Origin of the sequence: Clostridium sp. UBA5712 (genome assembly GCF_002419845.1) — a bacterium.
GTDB lineage: Bacteria > Bacillota > Clostridia > Clostridiales > Clostridiaceae > Clostridium_J > Clostridium_J sulfidigenes.
Genome location: NZ_DIGW01000011.1, coordinates 15,471 through 32,734 on the forward strand (window position 1 = coordinate 15,471; position 17,264 = coordinate 32,734).

Below are 17,264 nucleotides of genomic sequence, written 5' to 3' on the forward strand. Positions count from 1 at the left end.
ATCTTCTTTAACGTTAGGTTTTAAAACTTTATTACTCATTCCCATGCCCCCTAAATTCTTTATTTCTCATATAAATGTTCTAATCCTTGATCAAATATCCCCTTAACATGATCATCATCTAAGGAATAGTATACAACCTTACCTTCTTTTCTATTCTTAACCAACCTAGTTTGTTTAAGAACTCTCAACTGATGGGATATTGCTGATTGATTCATTCCAAGTAGTGCCGCAATATCACAAACACACATTTCTGCTTGGAATAATGCACAAATTATTTTTATTCTTGTACTATCTCCAAAAACCTTAAATAAATCTGCTAATTCATATAAATCTTCTTCATCTGGAATAGTTTCCTTTACTCTCTTAATCACATCTTCATGGATAGTATTACAATTACAGGTACTAATTATTTCATTTTCGTTATTCATTTATATATCACCTCATTAGAATGTATGCACACATGTTCATATGTTTATATATTCAGTATATGTATCTTCTTCATATTTGTCAAATATTTTTATTATAATTTTAAAAATATTTTTAAATATTTATTAAAATAAAAGAGGCTGTATATTTATGTTATATGAAAGATTTCTAATACAGCATTATTCAATTTATAAAGATCATATTTACTAATTGATTTGCATTATCTGCAAATTTAATAATATATCTAAATTGAGAAATAAAAAACTACCGTAAAATTCAATTCTGAATAATACGGTAGTTTAGCAAATCATAAAAATACTATATATCCTTTAAAGAAGATACCCTTGGTAGTATAGAGCGACCATTCCACCTATCGCCAATGCCCAAGTCTTTTGGGGTGACATTTTGGTAGCTTCCATTGATGCCTTGTATATGTATGCCACCATCGTTGTTAATGGTAACAATGGCATATAGCCCCTCATTATATAATACTAAGTCTTTTAAAAAGGGGTAATCTTCATGTATTTCCTTTGAGTAAGGGAAATGCTCATATTCAGGCCCAACCCATATATATGACATAGCATTAAGACCAAAGTAATATGTTTGTCCTATTTTTTCAAGAGAATCTCCATGGTCATGACCATTTACGCATAAAAGTACCTTTTTTCCTGTATCATTTATTCTGTTTATCAAATCTCTAACTTCACCCTTGTTATATACTCCTCTTTTAGCAAATTCATTTTCAAAACTATGGTGTGAAAAAATAATATAATACTCACTATCATCATTGAACTGCTCCTCCAGCCAATTAAATTCATAATCTGGAAGAATTGGATATATGTCCTGTGTTTTATCATAGTTTCTCTTACAATATGGTATATATCCATTATCAGTTTTTATAAAACATGTATCTAATACAATGAACTTAATCTTGTCCATTTTAAATGAATAATAACTATTGTCCATTTTTAAAAACTTCATAACTTCTTCTCTTGGGAATGAATCAGAATCATGATTACCAATGGTATGATAATAAGGCTTCCCTATACTATCAAGGATATCAAGTAAAAATCGATTTTCTTCTTTAGGCACACAAAAATCCCCAAGTTGGATAACAAAATCTATATCTAGATTTTTTACATTGGTAATGAAGTTTTCAAGCCTTTCATAACCATCATGGATATGATCATAATGTAAATCAGTAAATACTGCAAATTTAACGCTATCCATCAATATACCTCTTCTCATAGTTAATATAAAATTTCTAAATATAAATTAAGAAATTTAACCTTATTTTATTCATTAAAATAAAGGAATTATGTTTTATATTAAATATGGTAAAACTTCTGTATACTCTAAATCGAGAGAATCATTTATAAAATCTCTTAAGAGCTTTAAATGACCCGCCCCATATAAAACTAATACACGATCGTCATCATTACAAATATGCTTTAAGTTAGAAAAAATGTGAAGATTTCTTTTATACCATGAAGCAACGAAGTCAATCCCTATAGAATCATCTCCTATTTCAATATCATTAAAAGGTAGGAAGGAGGTTACATGTTGGAACTCATTAAACTCTTTACTATTAAAAGATTTATATATATCTTCAATGGTTGTTTCTTCTGTAAATAATCCATAGTACTTATTTGCAAATTTCATAAATGACTCATTAAGATTTTTGTATAAAGCATGATTTTCTTTAGCTTTCTTAAATACAAGAGGTTGAGTCCAACCATCATAATAATCAATACCATATATATAATTTAATTTATTATATTTCGCTATATCAAAAGCAAATTTAATACGTTCATCTACGGCATCATTAATGCTATAATCTGCTCCTCTTATACCGATTTCAGCTAATTGCTTACTTAAATCCAAATTAGACTTATATAAAAATTCTTGAAAGAGTTTATTATATTGCCCCTCTTCACTAGGTCTTAGTTCAACACATAATTTATTTGGATTAAATTTAGATATTTTCTTTATAATTTCTTTTAATTCATTCTGGCGCTTGTCATCTTGAATTTTAATAATGCTAGTACTCTCTTCAGTTTTAAAATGAAATGTACCTAAAATCATAATTTTTGCTTTGTTCATATATCCTCCTTCATACCTCAATATAGAGTTATGTGATAATCACCAGGTGAAATTCCTTGCAATTATATATTTACAATTACTATACTTTAAATGTGTTTCTAAAATTTATATTTAAAATATTCCCTAATGAAGTTAGCCATAGGATTTTTTTCATCTTCATCTCCTATGTAGTCTAAATCCGAATCATAAAAATATAAATAAGCTATACTTTTTTTATCTTCAGATACTCCAATCATTCCAAAGGATTTAGGAAATTCTGTATTTGAAGTATCATTTTCGTCTACAACTCTAAAATCATAGCTTTTCAAAGAAAACTCATATTCTGGAATATAATATTTACTTTCATCAAAACTAGACTTAATTTTTTCATCTAAAAAAGTATATTGCTCATCTATTTTTTTCTTTTCACTCTCAAAGGTATTATCATCATATTTTACAATTAATGCAACAGAGTCAGATTCAAAAATCAATAGGGACTTATGTGTATATCTATATTTGATATCCTCATATTTAGGCAAGTCCTCTAGCTCTGGCATAATATCTTTCGAATTTGAATCGATTGTTTTCCCAGTGTTGAGATAATTATCAATTTTTGAACTTGAATTACTACAACCAGTAATACAAAGAATAAACGTAATTATCATGACAATTAAATATTTTTTTCTCATTTAAAATCACCTCTTTAAAAATAAATAGTCCTGAATTCTTAAAATGTCATTTGCTAAATTTTAGTTCCTAAAACTTACAATTCATTACATATAGCATAAAGGTAGCCAATTTATCCCATGACTATTAATTTTTAATACTCCATCTCCTTCAAAGTGGAACAAAGAACTCCATTCATTATAACATAATTAGTATAAATTGTATATTAAAGCAAAAATGACCTTGATTTTTAATCAAAGCCATTAAATAATTTATTCTTTAAGTATCCCAACTTTAGGTAATTTATCAAGTTTAGTCATTACATGACAAGCCTTAAATTCACTGGTTAAATCTTGACCTGCAGTATTACCAAAGTGTTTTCCACCTGCCCACTCTGCTACCTTACTCACATCATATACTATACCTTCAATTGCCACATAAACAGGTTTCCCATTACTTCCATCAAACTGTGCTAATTCATCTAATGTAAATTCTTTCTGTTGTCTAGAGTAATTATGTCCTATAAGTTCTTCAATAGTTTTTAAATCAAAATAAAGTGCCATATATACCTCTAAAATATTTATATATATATATCATATGATTATAATAGAAAGTTGTTCAATTAATTAATGTTATAAACTTGAAACTAATCCCCTTATATACTTTTATTGCTTATTTATCTAATGAAATAACCGTAGATATTTACTTATGGAAATCATTTCTACAAACAATATTTGAATAATAATTAGCTTATTACGAATAATAATTTTTGTATCATAAAACTATTTTAAGGAGGACTATATAATGGGAATAGTAACTAATTCAACAGACAAATTTCAACCATGTATTGATGAATGTAACAAATGTGCACAGGCATGTCATGAGTGCTTTACAGCATGTTTAAATGAGCCAGATGTTGCAGCAAGAAAGAAATGTATAAGCATTCTTACTGAATGTGCATGTATGTGCCAAATGTCATCAGCAATGATGTCTATGAATGGCCAATTTACAAAAGAACACTGTCAACTTTGTGCTACTGTTTGTGATAAATGTGCTCAAGAATGTGAAATGTTTAAAGATGACCATTGTCAAAAATGTGCTCAAGAATGTAAAAAATGTGCTACTGAATGTAGAAACATGGCTAGTATGTAATAACCCATAATATAGAAGCCAATAGTGTTATACTACTGGCTTTTGTACTATTTTAAATTACCTTTAGGGTAAAAGTCTATTACACTTCTCAACTCCATCTTACAAATAGTACATCATTTAAGAAAATTGTGAACTAGATATCAATTGTTTTATTTCATCTTGTAATGAAGTTCAACAAATTGATTGAATCTCCTTATCCCCTTTAACTTTAGTTCTAACTCAAAATCATTTCTTTTAAATAAAGGTATTCCATGACCTATTAGTGTAGGTGATATAGTAATAATAAATTCGTCAACTAGCCTTTCTTTAATAAAAGAATTTAGAAGAACACCACCGCCAACAAGCCATATGTTTCCTCCATCCAGTCTTTTGATTTTATTTGTAAATTCCACTACATCTTGATTAATAAATTCTACATTCTCATTCTTACCTTTTTCTGATTTAGAAAATACATAACACTTTTTATTCTTATAAGGAAATTTACCTTTTTCTTTTTCAATAATCCAGTCATAAGTTCTTCTACCAATTAGAATAGTATCAACTGTATTGTAGAATTCAGAATATCCATTATCTCCTTCGCCTTCAGTTTTAAACAACCATTCCAAGGAATCATCTTCTGTAGCTATGTAACCATCTAAACTTGTTGCAATATATAGAACTAATTTTCTATTGTTGTACATCTATAAACCTCCATATTTATAAAATTTAATCTAATTTTAAAACACAATTAGTGAACAATATTCTACAATTATTCATTTGAAAAATCAACCTATTAATATCTCACATGACTTATAAGCAATATCAGAAGAATACGAATTAAAGTTTATAGTTATTCTAATCAGATATTACAGCCCAAATTGCTCTTTTATTATCTGTGCAACAATTTCCGCCGAAAGATTGGTATTGTCAATTTTTATATAGTTATCATAAGGAATCTCACCATCATTACTTACACACCGATACTTGTTATCATCATTTATAAGCCTTTGATTTGACAGTTCTATATCTCGTTTTGAGATTTTATTTTTCAGACGATTTTCAGTAGCATTTCTTTCTAATCTGATTGCTTGAGGAGCAACAAGCTCCACATAACATATATCTGCATTATGTTTTCTGAAAATATCACAAACATATTCAACATAATCCCAATCAGATTGCTGATTAAATGCCCACATATATGTGAAAATTAATCCATAGTGTTCAGATTTTGCAAACTCTTCAAAAATAACTTCTCTCATGCCAGAGATAGCTTTTCCATTAAAATATCCGAATATCTCCAGTACAGGTTCAATCATCATATGATTATGGAATAAACGTAAATCCGTAATTTTAGCTAGTTCTTGTCCTACTGTCATTTTTCCAACAGCACTGTCTCCGATTATAAGTACTAATTTCAAAATATCACCTCTTTTATCAAATATAAATAATCTTTTTTTATCCTATTTAACTTCTGTTCCACCCCATTCAATAACGGTAAATCCCTTTCTTTCAAAAGATTTAACTTCTTGTTCTTCTATTTCTATAGGTTTATCTAATGATTTAAAGAGCATCATTACCCTTAATATCGAATCTGGCTTTGGAGTTATATTAAGCTCTGCTATATTTTCATAATCTTCCCCTGCAAAAGTAATCAGGTTGTATTTATTCTCTTGCATAATTGGTAGCCAATACACTATAAATTCGTTATATTCCCTTGGAGTTAACCCCATGTATTCAAGCTTTTCTTGCAGAAATTCTTCAGTATCTTCTCCTTTTACTACAAACCCTTTTGACATATCCCATTGATTTTTTGAAATCCCTTCCCAATATAAATAAGAATACTTCCTCTTATCTCCAATATTAGTTAATGTACCATCAGGTTCTGCTATTACATTCCAACCATCTTTGTACTCTGGATAAGTACAAGTAAGCTCTCCATTATAATCTAGTTTAACGCTAACTGATTGCTCTGAAGTTGGATACAAATAAATTACAGGTTTCTTAGTCATATCTTTATTTGTACAACCTGTAAATGTTATTAAAATAAGAGATAGTAATATTATAAGAAATTTTGCTTTATTTGTTTTCATATTAACCCCCTAAAAACTTTCTTTGTTATATTATTAATTTTTAAGATATGGTAAAAATATATCATTACACCAACATTTCATTGATTTCTCAATCCATGGCTGATTATAAATTTATATTCATCTTTCATTATTAAGTAAAATATCACAAATAGTTTTTAAATCCTCAATATAATGCAAAAGTGTTATAGAATATTCCTTGAGTTTTTCAGGATTTTTTTCATATCCTTGTAGTAGTGTATATTGTCGCTTATAATATTCCATCAATTTTTGAAAATTAGATGAATAGCTGCTTATCTCTTGAATCTTTTCATTATTAACTACGTATTGAATGTGTTGCATAATTTCAAGAAACTGGTCAGCAGAATATCCTACTGTTTTCTTAAAATCACGCAATACCCATTGACGTTCAAAAACATTTCTTTTCATCCAACCATAATATTGTTCTTTATAAACTTTTACCACATTCAGAACAGTTGGAATAATGTTTTGATAATCATTACTTTTAGTGTTTTCACTACTATCTAATTTTAGTAGTAAGCCAGAATCAGACAAAACCTGTATAGCACCAATTTCTTGACCGTTATACCTATCAGCCATTAAAACTGATATAGCAAATCCAGTGCCAGCTTCCTCAACTCCAATTATGTGATCTTTATTCATTTCATAAAATTCTTCTGTTGTTATTCCCATATGAGATGACACAAGCTCTATTCCCTTCATTGCGGTTTCTGTTTTAATGAGTCCTGGACCGATAGTATATACTTTTATATTTGTACTTTCCAATTCTCCATATAGTGTATTAGACAATTCCACCTGTGCTGTTTTAAAGACTTCATATGCGCCCATAAAGGGTGCTGCACCAGAAGATGAAACAAAAACAATTGTCCCAGAACGCTTTTGTTTCATGAGTGGCAAAACTAATTGTGTTAATAGTAATGGGGCTTTGAAATTAACGGCATAACTCTTATCCCATACATCAATAGAAACTTCTTCTACTGTTCCCATAGTAGCTATGGTCGCATTATTAAATAAAACATCTATGCCACCATATTTATCTTTCACATGAGAAACTAGAGCATATATCTGATTTTCATAGGATAAATCAATTTCATAAAATTCTACAGAGTTTTTACCAAATATACTATCTAAAGTGCTTTGTGCACATAATATTTTTCGTTTATCTATTTCAGCCACAATAACCTTCGCGCCCATATAAACTAGTGCTTTTGCAGTTTCAAAACCTATACCACTCCCTGCACCAGTTAAAAGTATAACTTTACCTTCCAATTTATTTTTAAAGGATATATTTTTTTCTATAAGCATCATAATCTCCTTCTTTATAATTGTTAGCCAATTTCATTTTTGGTTTTAAATACTTATCTTTATAATAAGAAAGAAACTTAACTCGACTTCATATTATGTTTACCAATGAGTCCATATTTTAATACAATCAAATCCAAATAGCATTCATTCTCATGGATTTGATACATAATCCAGCCGACATTATTGCCCGTTTAGATATCCAAGATTATATAGTTTTCCTTACGTGATAAAAGTTCGAATCATTCTTTCCATTCGTTTTCAGACGTATTGTTTTCAGCAAAGTATGGTTCATACTCCTCATTTGTAAATAAAGAACGTATAAATTCAACATCACTCACCGTAGTCACACTAAATATAATACACATTAACTTCCCCTCATAAAATATAAATAATTTTCACCTTTGTTTACATATAGGATTTAAACCCCTATCGTTATATCTTCAAACACCTTAAATGCCATATAACTACCTGCATCACGATTGCATAAAACAGTACACACACTTTTGTTATGTGGATAATAAGCGCTTCTGAAAGAGACTCCAGGGTCACCACCCATAACATGAATTTTCATAACCATGTTATTACATGTATCTAACCATACACCATATCCATAGGCACTACCATTTTCTCCAGCTTTTATTTGTGGAGTACACATAGATTGTACATTCTGAACCGATAGCAGTTTTCCATTTATCAAAGCATCCCAGAATAAATACATATCACTTGCAGTAGTATATGCCCCTCCATCTCCACCGCCAATGATAGGCACAGAATAAATATTAGACTTTAAGCCTCCCTTTCCATTATCTGTATAACCAATTGCAGTATCACATGGAAGATTGTCCATCGAAAAATAACCGCTATTACTCATTCCGCATTTGTCAAAAATGTATTTCTGGATAAAAAGTGGAAAATCCACTCCTGAAACTTTTTCTATAATCATAGAAAGTATTACAAATCCACCGTTATTATATTTGAAGCGAGAACCAGGTTCAAACTCCATTTTTTTATTTTTAAGCAATCTCAAAAAATCACTTGGTGATTTCATGACATACATCGGAATATTCTCCCATACCTTAGCATAGTAAACATCAGATTCATTTTCTTCTTCATCAAAATAGTCGCTAAATCCCGATGTATGGGTAAGTAGATGGCGAATTATCACCGAATTATCCATATATGGGAAAAAGTTCGGCAAACAATCTGTAACCGAATCATCTAATGACAGTTTTCCCATTTCAATTAATTTTAATATGGCAATAGCAGTAAAAATCTTACATCCAGATGCTGTTGGAAATCTCGTATTTATATGATTTTTAATATGTTCACTTATATTAGCTTCCCCAATAGCTTCTTGTATAATTTTTTTTCCACTAATCGAGAGGAATATAACTCCAGAAAAATCAGGGTTCTTGTTTAATATTTGTGATTTAATAATATGAGCATCCAATATTTTCACACTCCACTTCAAATTTTACAATTATATTTATAGTATTTTACAGTTCAACCTCACCTATCCATATATAAATTTTACCATTAAATTTATACTATGAAAAACAATTTATGTTAATATAAATATTTCCTAATAATATATCATCCAGTTTACAAATAAGGATTTTTAATTTTATTAGTACTGAAGGTCTTTGAATTGCGAAATAAAAAATACCGCATATTCATTTTGAATAGTACGGTATTGTGAATAAATTATTTAATTGTATATTAGTTTGTCCATTTAAGAAAGGTACGACATAACTGAATAAAAAATATGTTATATCAACCCTACAAATTGGAATTTGATGAACTTCTCATTATACTCATACCTCTTTTTGATAATAAACAGATTCCTTATCTCTGTACATTTCCAAATATCCAAGCTTTTTATAAAATGAATTTGTTCTTGTATTCCAAATCGGAGTTTCTAAGCGCCATGTTGTAATCTTGGGAAACATATTTTCAATATATTTCATTGATTCTAATCCGAAACCTTTTTTATACTCTTTTGGATCTATGAATATTCTTCCCACATACATAATCTCCTTATTTCTTTTATCCTGAAATAAAACGGCTCCCCCAATGAGATAATCCTCCTGCTTTATAGTGTATAAATTATGACTTAACATCATTTTTTTATGCCATTTTTCAGAATCATAATTGGGTGGCCCTCCTACCTCATCGGCACCTACCATTACGTCTGTATCGAAAGCTCTCTTTGAAATATTGGTTACTATTTTGATTTCTTCTGGACTCGCTAACTTAATATCCAATTCACTCACCATCTCTCTAAAATTTCTTTATTTTCATCACTTGATGGATGTCCTAATATGACTGCTCTTCCTTGTATTTGTACATTATTAAAACACATTGCCACTAAAGTATTTTTAATAATTTGTTTATATTTCGCATAGGCTTTCGAAGTCATAAAATATATTTTCAATTCATTTGATGTGCAGTAAACAGTTCTAGCAGTAACTTTTCTATTTTCACAGGTTGCTAATACAACATTTTTTTGTTCTTTCAATCGATCAATTATTTTAGCCCTCATCTCTGTATATTCAAGACTCCTCATTACTTTTCACCTCACAAAATATAAATAATCTTCCCTACAAATTACTATTTATAAATCATTAATTCATCATATAATACCACTATGACTTAACTCATAAAAAAAGTGTATCATACTAACTGTTTTATTGCACTAATTCCCAATATGCTTATGTTAAGTTTTATCTTTAATACCGTATTATTTAGTTTTCAAAGAACATTATTATCACTCTAAATTCAATTAGTTATGTCGCTTTTTTCATAAATTATAACGTAACTAATATATAACTAATTTTATGCTTTTACATATTACTGAATAATACGGTATCTAAATTTTTTTAAGAATTTATAATTTTTCACCAAAGGCATATAAAACAGACTTTGTATGTGGTATGCCTCCTGCTTCTTTCATTTCTCTAAGTTTTTCAAAAACTTCTGATTTAAAGTCTTCAAGCATATCTTTTGGTATCTTTTCTAGTGTGCTTATAGCGCCATGAGTCCAAAGTTTATCCCACCATTCTTGTTCATCTTTGTATATAAAAACTTTTTCTTCACTTATAACTCGTATATTTTTAAATCCAGCTTGATTCAAAATTTTATATAAACCTTCTTCTGTATCAAATTCAGGGATATCCTCTGATTGATACTCATCTAATTCATCTTCAAATACAGGTAAATATTTATCAAATAATTCATTTAGCCACATAAATTTTTCATCTTTTTTTCTAAGAAATGTAGTTAATGAGAATCGACCACCACTTTTTAGAACTCTCATGAATTCATGAAAGGCAACTTTATAATTTGGTAAGAAGAATACTCCAAATCCACAGAGTATATGCTGAAAAGTTTCATTTGCAAATTCTAATTTTTCAGCATCCATTACCATTGCATGTACATTTTTTACACCTCGGCGTTGCATTTCTAAATCAATTTCATTAACCATTCCTTCAGCTATATCAATACCTGTAACAACTCCACTCTTCCCAACTTTCTCTGCTGCTGAAAAAAGTGAAGCTCCTTTTCCTGATGCAACATCTAAAACTCTTTCGCCTTCCTTTACATCTGCAAATTCAACCAATCTCTCTCCAAAGTATGTAAAGTATCTTGGACCACTACCATCAAAAACTGCTGATACCTTATTAAATATATTAGTTATATCTTTTTTTATTTCTATACTTTTGTCTTCCATAAATTTCTCTCCTACCAAATAAGTTAATCAATTATTTTTTAATACTAAATATAATGAACTCATACTATATGTTAACCCAATATATTCAAGCTTTTCTTGCAGAAATTCTTCAGTATTTTCTCCTTTTACCACAAACCCTTTTGTATAATTATTAATCTTTAAGATATGGTAAAAATATGTCATTACACCAACGTTCCATTGATTTCTCAATCCATGGCTGATTATAAATTTTTTCATGTTGACAGATGATAAATAATAGTACCTGTAAGCTTAAACATGTTTGAATAGCTTTTTTATCAACCTTTATACTGCAATAGGATTCATAACCCTTCAAAATTTCTTTATTTAACTTGTCATTATTGATATGACTGAATATTGATGCTAAATCCATTTCTGGAAGGCAATATCCTGATAATGAGAAATCAATTGGAACTATTGCTTCATTACATAAAAGGAGATTTGATTTTCCAAGATCAGCATGAATAAAAGAAAATCTATTTTTATCTTTATCCATCTTCATCTTAATTTTTAATAAAGTATCTATAATAATTGCCCCATGCTCCTTATCATAATGCTTAGCTGCTATTGCATACCTGGCCTCTTCCAATAATTTATCAATCATTTCTGCTCCATATATATATCTATTTTCTATCTTTACCTTACTCATAGATTTATGAACACTACCAATCATCCTTCCTAGCCTCAAGGCTAATTCATTGGTAATTTCCACATTTTCTAAAGTCTTACCCTTTACCCATTCCAAAGCAGTAACCAGACTTCCATCCCTTAAAGTGGTAATAGGTTCTCCACTTTTGTTTCTAAATACTTTTTGTGTCCCTAATTGAGAAGTGTTTTCCAGATAAGTAAGTACTTCCATTTCACTTTCTACAAACTTATTCTGTGCAACTCCAAGACGCAAAAAATCCACTGAAAAACCCTTTGATGGTTTATGTATCCTGAGAACAAATTGTCCATTATCATCAGTAATACAATATGTCATATTTTCATTATGACGCACAAATCTTGATGTGGGATTTACAAAATTGTATTTTTCTATTGCTTCTTCAATCATAATTTTTTCTCCTGAATATTCAGTATTTAAGGACGTTAATTATTTTATAATTGCTTAATGTTGTATGAATATTGCTAATCTTTATTAAATAATAATTTAGTAAACTAAAGTATACATCTATAGCATCTATATCTTTCTTTAATTTCAAAACCTGCATTCAACACAAAATTTAGTTCGTCACTATTATCTTCATCAACAAAATATAATATTTCTTTTACGGAACCAAATTCATTATATAATTCCATGAGCATTTCATTGATTAAAATACTTTCAATACCTTTATTTTTATATTCATTATCAATAAATAAACCAACAACGTCTGATAAGTCTTTGTTACCCTTAGTAAAAATGCTTCCATGAATCTCTTCGTCTTTTCTAAAGACAAGTACTTGAAAATAATCCATATCATTTTTCAAATTTGTGCTATTGTAATAAATACCTAATGGAATAGCATGTTTATCATGAAATATAGCATATTCTTCAAAATTATCTTTAGTAATTTTATCTACGTTATCATGCCTTTGATTCCAATGAGTTTTTAAATTATATAAGTTTGCCACAATACTAGATTCGATACATTCTATATTCTTTTTCTTAAAATATTGGTTTGCATTTTCGTTAGAAAATGGTACACCTATAAATAGCTTATATCCAGACAATTCCTTACTTATGTAATGAATCATTTCTTCTGCAACTTGTTGATAATCGTCTCTTATTAAAAACTGTAGTGTTTGTGCATATTTTTCATCAGGTATCCAAAAATAAGTGCATACGCCCCATAGTACATCATTTTGATAATAGGCTATTATATTACGATTCTTCTCATTTAGAGCCTTTTCAAGTTCTCCTTTAAGCTCCTCTATTGAGTTTATCCTTGGATAACTTGCATGTATATTGTCCTGACTTAATTCCCATATAAAATCAATTACTTCCTCAGATGTATAAACGTTTTTTATCATTTTTATCCCCCATTATTAATTATTTTGAAATCCTATTTAAATATATTTATTAATCTAAACTCTAATTTCCTATTAAAATGTCACATAAAAAATTGAGGTGTAAATTGCTTGTTACTTCACTTGTAATATTAATATAATAGTTTCACTAATTCATTATAAGATGAACTACCATCAAGTATATTCTTATATGTGCTTATCCAGTAAGGTATCAACCCAGCTCTATGAGCTACTGCTTGTGAGGCAATATTAGATGATGATGCACAGTATATGGGTAAAATGTTTTTGCTTAATATTTTATGCATTAAATGATTTACAAGTACTGTAGCCAAACCACCTGTTCTATAATTACCTTTTACATCTATACCCATTTCCCACATATTATTGTATTCCTTAGATGCACCAGCAAGTCCTATGATTTCTCCATCCTTCATAGCAAAAAATACAATTGCAGTAGATGCATTTCCACATTCATCAAACTCTAATGAATTATTAAATCCTTTAATTTCTCTTAATTTATTTATCTCATTTCCTTCTAAATAGAAATATTCGTATTGTGGTAATAAATCACATAACTTCATTTCTTTCATATCAGGAATATAATAAATTGATTGACCATATATTAAAGGGCATTCAAATACCTCATCTCTTGATTTCCCAACTAATAAAGTCTTCACATTTTCCATAATTTCATCTGAAGCTGATACAATAATTGTTTTTTCAATGCTCGTAATTTCCAAAAATGGATTTTGTTGAAATTCATTTAATTTAATTGGTTTATGAAAAATTAATCCGTTATGATCAAAGATTTCTTGTTCACAATTTAAGTGTTCTCCAAGATTTTCTTTCACAATTTTTTTAATTTGCATCTTATTCATTTATCCATCTCCTAAGTTTTATCTATCCATGTATTATTTAATAATCTTTACTTCACCTTACCTACACGCAGTGAATTAATAATTCCTAATTTTCAAATTTTTCAACATAGATATATTCTGATTTTTTTCATCTCTAACTTCATATTCTAAACTTTTATATAGTGAATAAGCGGGTTTATTGTATTTAAAAACATTGAGTAATATTTTATTAAACCCCTTTTCTATTGCTTCTTTTTCAAGCATAAGCAAGGTCTGTTTTCCATAACCTTGTTTACGGTACTTCTCAAGTATTAAGAAATCGCAAATAAACCCTATATCTTCCTTATACTTTTGATACCAGATAAATCCCAAACTTTCATTGTACTTATTTACAATCACATAAATATAATTATCTTTTGTGCCCTTTCCTTGTGGGAGCAATTCATTAAAACTTTCTTTTGCATCCTCCAGTGCATTTTCTTCACTAGATAGACCCGCCTTTATTAAATCTTTGGAATAATCTAGAATATCCCACTGAGCAAATCTATCAAACTCAGCATCACTCATTTCTCTAAATTTTATATTGAAGTCTTCCATGTTCTTCCTCCTTAAGTATAGTTTTAATTATACTAATTATAACATGATTTACAATATTATATATATATTACCCAGGGATAGCTGAAAAAAATACCTTTAAAGATAGGATTTTAAACTTTTCAAATCAGATTTTAGGGATGATTAAAATTTAAATAGATTGGATAGTGAACTGAATTAAATGGTTGAAGCAATGATCTTGCTATGATAAAATATAAAAATAACCACTAGGCAAAATATTTGCAAAGGGGTTGTGTCCCTAAATTACCCTGTGGGATGTTTTTGTATTTGGAGTTATTAGGATTAATGAAAGAATAGCAAGAATAAAATTTTTAATGGAAAATAATTGTTTTAAAATGAAATTTTAAAAATGGAGTATAAATATAGAGCTTCATATTGAATGGATTCAAAGATGACGTATAGATTAAGGAGTAAAATATGAATAATTTTGGAACTATATTAGCCGTTATAGGTGCAGTGGGATTTATTGTAGCAATTTGGATATTATTTGGATGTCTTTACTTTAAAAAAAGAAATTTTAAAACCGGTTTATTGCTTTTACTTGTTTCTTTGCTGCTTGTGGCAGGTGGGGTTTTTATTGGTGTACAAGGTGCATGGAATAGTGCATCAAAGGGAATAGCCTTGTCTGAAGAAATTATTGAAATTATTGAAACTAAAAGCGTAGAAGAAACCACGCAAGAACAGCAAGCAAAAGTAGGTAGCAGTGTATTTTTAAAAATTGATGAAGATGATTGGGCTAAATATGAAGATAAAATAATGACATATTACATTGCCTGGCAAAAAAGCTTAAACCCTCAGGCAGAAGATGAAGCTATAAAAATCGAGTTTAAAAATTTGAGAGTGAAAGCCCTTTTAAATTAATCGATTATTTAAGATTAATGCAAATCAAAATTTATGGAAGCGCAATATGAACATAGTAAAATTCTTGTTGGCTAGGACGTAGATGGATAACCTTTTTATATTTTCATATGAAATTCATGTTTAAAATTTTTACAGTTGCATTTTAAAAAAGACACCCTATTGTAAAATACTAGGTATTTTAAAATAGGGTGTCTGTATTCTTAAGCCTTTCATTAACCTCTTCACTAGTATTAAGTGCTACCTCACTAGGGGATGCCCAATTTCTAATTTCCCTATTAAACCTTTAAGGATGCCTCTCTCTTGTAATATTATAAACCTTTCTTCTATGAGCCATTATTTCTTCATCTTTTCCACAACTATTTTACCACCCAAGGCACCATTAAAATTATTGTTTATTAACCGAGTATATAGAGTGTGGTGAAGATCATTAAAGCAATAGCAAGTACAATTCCTACAATTAAATTTTTTAATTTTCATTCCCAAGAGTGAAGAATATGCTATAGTTTCAAACTAAAATTAAAATCTCCTAATATGAAAATGTCTGCAGCAGTAATAGTCCAAAAATTAATACTCCTGCTATACCAGAAAATCTATAGAAAAAAACCTTAGGGTCCTCCTTATCTAATTCTTGTAGGATAAACATAACTCTAATTGTGTTCATAATTTTCAAAGGTTTTATAATTATAAATATACTTATTAGTATCAATATAATACAAAGAATTTGGTCTAATAACATAAATATACCACCTATAATTTTCAATCCATCTAATTATTTATTAATCTTTTTGTTTCTTTTAAATTATTATCTATTTTCAAGTCTAGTCTTTCACCTTTTTTATTCCAATTGTATTATACCGTCTGCTTACTTAAATAATCTTGTTTAGTTAATTCAACAATTTCATCTGAAACTCTTTTAAAGCCTACTTTATTAAACACTTTTTCTGCGGATATTCTGGATTTTGGAAAATCATAGAATACCTTATCTGCTCCTAACTCATTGAATGCAACATCAACTAATAATCTTAAGGCTTGTTCACTAAATCCATTGCCCCTATGTCTTGCTTCGATTATTATATTAACACAGTAAGACTTTTTTTCACTTACATATCGTAGAGCAACCTCACCAACAGGTAAATTTTCATCAGTCTTAATAATATATGCATAATATCTTTCTGGAGTATTATTAACCCATCTAAAAAACCAGTCTCTCCAAGTATTTTCCTTAAAATCTATACATCCTGTTCCATCAGTGTCTTCATACCCTATATTGTAAATCATTGTTTCTCTATCTGATAAAAGTTTTCTTCTATAATCTAACTCTTCAAATTTAGGTGTCTTTAATTCCACTTTGATATTTTCCATTTATGCTCCCCCATATTAGATAAATTAGTGTAAAGTTTTATGCACTTTTTATTTTATAAATTATTTGCATATTAAGGTTTCTATAGTGTTTTG

The 17,264-nt window shown here is 28.8% G+C and carries 22 protein-coding genes; 2 read left to right on the forward strand and 20 right to left on the reverse strand.

Features of this window, described 5'->3' with window-relative positions:
- Nucleotides 1–59: 59 nt before the first annotated feature.
- The 5 genes from B3B03_RS06235 to B3B03_RS06255 all read right to left on the reverse strand — a co-directional run bounded on the left by B3B03_RS06235 (nt 60) and on the right by B3B03_RS06255 (nt 3,737).
- A complete protein-coding gene (locus B3B03_RS06235) occupies nt 60–428 on the reverse strand; it encodes a metalloregulator ArsR/SmtB family transcription factor (protein ID WP_346846881.1) in 369 nt (122 codons plus the stop codon).
- A gap of 316 nt (nt 429–744) precedes the next feature.
- Nucleotides 745–1,656 (reverse strand): metallophosphoesterase family protein, encoded by a 912-nt coding sequence (locus B3B03_RS06240; RefSeq protein ID WP_346876725.1) that lies wholly within the window; start codon nt 1,654–1,656, stop codon nt 745–747.
- A gap of 93 nt (nt 1,657–1,749) precedes the next feature.
- Nucleotides 1,750–2,529 carry a DUF5694 domain-containing protein gene (locus tag B3B03_RS06245; protein ID WP_346876726.1) on the reverse strand — a complete coding sequence of 260 codons (780 nt, stop codon included), beginning with the start codon at nt 2,527–2,529 and terminating at the stop codon, nt 1,750–1,752.
- Nucleotides 2,530–2,627: 98 nt separating this feature from the next.
- The gene (locus B3B03_RS06250) at nt 2,628–3,197 is read right to left on the reverse strand and encodes a hypothetical protein (protein ID WP_346846878.1); all 570 of its coding nucleotides are present in this window, start codon (nt 3,195–3,197) and stop codon (nt 2,628–2,630) included.
- A 249-nt stretch (nt 3,198–3,446) separates the two neighbouring features.
- Nucleotides 3,447–3,737, reverse strand: coding sequence for a cytochrome b5 domain-containing protein (locus tag B3B03_RS06255; protein WP_346846877.1), 291 nt, complete (start codon nt 3,735–3,737; stop codon nt 3,447–3,449).
- A 241-nt stretch (nt 3,738–3,978) separates the two neighbouring features.
- Here B3B03_RS06255 and B3B03_RS06260 point away from each other — a divergent pair, with 241 nt between their 5' ends.
- Nucleotides 3,979–4,326 carry a four-helix bundle copper-binding protein gene (locus tag B3B03_RS06260; protein WP_346846876.1) on the forward strand — a complete coding sequence of 116 codons (348 nt, stop codon included), beginning with the start codon at nt 3,979–3,981 and terminating at the stop codon, nt 4,324–4,326.
- A 149-nt stretch (nt 4,327–4,475) separates the two neighbouring features.
- Here the strand turns inward: B3B03_RS06260 and B3B03_RS06265 are convergent, their stop codons facing one another.
- The 12 genes from B3B03_RS06265 to B3B03_RS06320 form a co-directional block, all read right to left on the reverse strand.
- Nucleotides 4,476–5,006 (reverse strand): dihydrofolate reductase family protein, encoded by a 531-nt coding sequence (locus tag B3B03_RS06265; RefSeq protein ID WP_346876727.1) that lies wholly within the window; start codon nt 5,004–5,006, stop codon nt 4,476–4,478.
- Nucleotides 5,007–5,171: 165 nt separating this feature from the next.
- Complete coding sequence (locus tag B3B03_RS06270) at nt 5,172–5,723, reverse strand: AAA family ATPase (protein ID WP_346876728.1); 552 nt, start codon at nt 5,721–5,723, stop codon at nt 5,172–5,174.
- Between the two features lie 42 nt (nt 5,724–5,765).
- Nucleotides 5,766–6,395: a hypothetical protein gene (locus B3B03_RS06275; RefSeq protein WP_346876729.1), complete on the reverse strand. Its 630-nt coding sequence runs from the start codon at nt 6,393–6,395 to the stop codon at nt 5,766–5,768.
- A gap of 117 nt (nt 6,396–6,512) precedes the next feature.
- Nucleotides 6,513–7,721, reverse strand: a complete 1,209-nt coding sequence (locus B3B03_RS06280) for an SDR family NAD(P)-dependent oxidoreductase (RefSeq protein ID WP_346876730.1) — start codon at nt 7,719–7,721, stop codon at nt 6,513–6,515.
- A 415-nt stretch (nt 7,722–8,136) separates the two neighbouring features.
- Complete coding sequence (locus B3B03_RS06285; protein ID WP_346876731.1) at nt 8,137–9,189, reverse strand: serine hydrolase; 1,053 nt, start codon at nt 9,187–9,189, stop codon at nt 8,137–8,139.
- Between the two features lie 343 nt (nt 9,190–9,532).
- Nucleotides 9,533–9,982, reverse strand: a complete 450-nt coding sequence (locus B3B03_RS06290; RefSeq protein ID WP_346876732.1) for a GNAT family N-acetyltransferase — start codon at nt 9,980–9,982, stop codon at nt 9,533–9,535.
- A 5-nt stretch (nt 9,983–9,987) separates the two neighbouring features.
- Nucleotides 9,988–10,284: a pyridoxamine 5'-phosphate oxidase family protein gene (locus B3B03_RS06295; RefSeq protein ID WP_346876733.1), complete on the reverse strand. Its 297-nt coding sequence runs from the start codon at nt 10,282–10,284 to the stop codon at nt 9,988–9,990.
- A gap of 321 nt (nt 10,285–10,605) precedes the next feature.
- A complete protein-coding gene (locus tag B3B03_RS06300; protein ID WP_346876734.1) occupies nt 10,606–11,448 on the reverse strand; it encodes a class I SAM-dependent methyltransferase in 843 nt (280 codons plus the stop codon).
- Nucleotides 11,449–11,599: 151 nt separating this feature from the next.
- Nucleotides 11,600–12,520, reverse strand: coding sequence for a phosphotransferase enzyme family protein (locus tag B3B03_RS06305; RefSeq protein ID WP_346876735.1), 921 nt, complete (start codon nt 12,518–12,520; stop codon nt 11,600–11,602).
- 104 nt (nt 12,521–12,624) lie between these two features.
- The gene (locus B3B03_RS06310) at nt 12,625–13,479 is read right to left on the reverse strand and encodes a hypothetical protein (RefSeq protein ID WP_346876736.1); all 855 of its coding nucleotides are present in this window, start codon (nt 13,477–13,479) and stop codon (nt 12,625–12,627) included.
- Nucleotides 13,480–13,607: 128 nt separating this feature from the next.
- Nucleotides 13,608–14,354, reverse strand: a complete 747-nt coding sequence (locus tag B3B03_RS06315) for a GNAT family N-acetyltransferase (RefSeq protein ID WP_346876737.1) — start codon at nt 14,352–14,354, stop codon at nt 13,608–13,610.
- A gap of 75 nt (nt 14,355–14,429) precedes the next feature.
- Entirely contained in the window at nt 14,430–14,930 is a 501-nt protein-coding gene (locus B3B03_RS06320; RefSeq protein WP_346876738.1) for a GNAT family N-acetyltransferase, read from the reverse strand.
- A gap of 435 nt (nt 14,931–15,365) precedes the next feature.
- Between B3B03_RS06320 and B3B03_RS06325 the strand changes: the two genes are divergently transcribed.
- Nucleotides 15,366–15,809, forward strand: a complete 444-nt coding sequence (locus tag B3B03_RS06325) for a hypothetical protein (RefSeq protein ID WP_346876739.1) — start codon at nt 15,366–15,368, stop codon at nt 15,807–15,809.
- A gap of 333 nt (nt 15,810–16,142) precedes the next feature.
- Here B3B03_RS06325 and B3B03_RS06330 read toward each other — a convergent pair whose 3' ends face one another.
- From B3B03_RS06330 to B3B03_RS06340, 3 genes are all read right to left on the reverse strand, one after another.
- Nucleotides 16,143–16,286 carry a hypothetical protein gene (locus B3B03_RS06330; protein WP_346876740.1) on the reverse strand — a complete coding sequence of 48 codons (144 nt, stop codon included), beginning with the start codon at nt 16,284–16,286 and terminating at the stop codon, nt 16,143–16,145.
- 49 nt (nt 16,287–16,335) lie between these two features.
- Nucleotides 16,336–16,545 (reverse strand): hypothetical protein, encoded by a 210-nt coding sequence (locus tag B3B03_RS06335; RefSeq protein WP_346876741.1) that lies wholly within the window; start codon nt 16,543–16,545, stop codon nt 16,336–16,338.
- Nucleotides 16,546–16,658: 113 nt separating this feature from the next.
- Nucleotides 16,659–17,171: a GNAT family N-acetyltransferase gene (locus B3B03_RS06340; protein WP_346876742.1), complete on the reverse strand. Its 513-nt coding sequence runs from the start codon at nt 17,169–17,171 to the stop codon at nt 16,659–16,661.
- Nucleotides 17,172–17,264 lie beyond the last annotated feature (93 nt).

Excerpts from the sequence above, each read along its gene's own strand:
- B3B03_RS06275 (WP_346876729.1), bottom strand. The coding sequence starts at position 6,395 with ATGAAAACAAATAAAGCAAAATTTCTTATAATATTACTATCTCTTATT.
- B3B03_RS06245 (WP_346876726.1), bottom strand. The coding sequence starts at position 2,529 with ATGAACAAAGCAAAAATTATGATTTTAGGTACATTTCATTTTAAAACT.
- B3B03_RS06340 (WP_346876742.1), bottom strand. The coding sequence starts at position 17,171 with ATGGAAAATATCAAAGTGGAATTAAAGACACCTAAATTTGAAGAGTTA.
- B3B03_RS06320 (WP_346876738.1), bottom strand. The coding sequence starts at position 14,930 with ATGGAAGACTTCAATATAAAATTTAGAGAAATGAGTGATGCTGAGTTT.
- B3B03_RS06305 (WP_346876735.1), bottom strand. The coding sequence starts at position 12,520 with ATGATTGAAGAAGCAATAGAAAAATACAATTTTGTAAATCCCACATCA.
- B3B03_RS06300 (WP_346876734.1), bottom strand. The coding sequence starts at position 11,448 with ATGGAAGACAAAAGTATAGAAATAAAAAAAGATATAACTAATATATTT.
- B3B03_RS06250 (WP_346846878.1), bottom strand. The coding sequence starts at position 3,197 with ATGAGAAAAAAATATTTAATTGTCATGATAATTACGTTTATTCTTTGT.
- B3B03_RS06325 (WP_346876739.1), top strand. The coding sequence starts at position 15,366 with ATGAATAATTTTGGAACTATATTAGCCGTTATAGGTGCAGTGGGATTT.
- B3B03_RS06260 (WP_346846876.1), top strand. The coding sequence starts at position 3,979 with ATGGGAATAGTAACTAATTCAACAGACAAATTTCAACCATGTATTGAT.
- B3B03_RS06315 (WP_346876737.1), bottom strand. The coding sequence starts at position 14,354 with ATGAATAAGATGCAAATTAAAAAAATTGTGAAAGAAAATCTTGGAGAA.
- B3B03_RS06240 (WP_346876725.1), bottom strand. The coding sequence starts at position 1,656 with ATGGATAGCGTTAAATTTGCAGTATTTACTGATTTACATTATGATCAT.
- B3B03_RS06255 (WP_346846877.1), bottom strand. The coding sequence starts at position 3,737 with ATGGCACTTTATTTTGATTTAAAAACTATTGAAGAACTTATAGGACAT.
- B3B03_RS06295 (WP_346876733.1), bottom strand. The coding sequence starts at position 10,284 with ATGAGGAGTCTTGAATATACAGAGATGAGGGCTAAAATAATTGATCGA.
- B3B03_RS06265 (WP_346876727.1), bottom strand. The coding sequence starts at position 5,006 with ATGTACAACAATAGAAAATTAGTTCTATATATTGCAACAAGTTTAGAT.
- B3B03_RS06280 (WP_346876730.1), bottom strand. The coding sequence starts at position 7,721 with ATGATGCTTATAGAAAAAAATATATCCTTTAAAAATAAATTGGAAGGT.
- B3B03_RS06310 (WP_346876736.1), bottom strand. The coding sequence starts at position 13,479 with ATGATAAAAAACGTTTATACATCTGAGGAAGTAATTGATTTTATATGG.
- B3B03_RS06235 (WP_346846881.1), bottom strand. The coding sequence starts at position 428 with ATGAATAACGAAAATGAAATAATTAGTACCTGTAATTGTAATACTATC.
- B3B03_RS06330 (WP_346876740.1), bottom strand. The coding sequence starts at position 16,286 with ATGAAAATTAAAAAATTTAATTGTAGGAATTGTACTTGCTATTGCTTT.
- B3B03_RS06335 (WP_346876741.1), bottom strand. The coding sequence starts at position 16,545 with ATGTTATTAGACCAAATTCTTTGTATTATATTGATACTAATAAGTATA.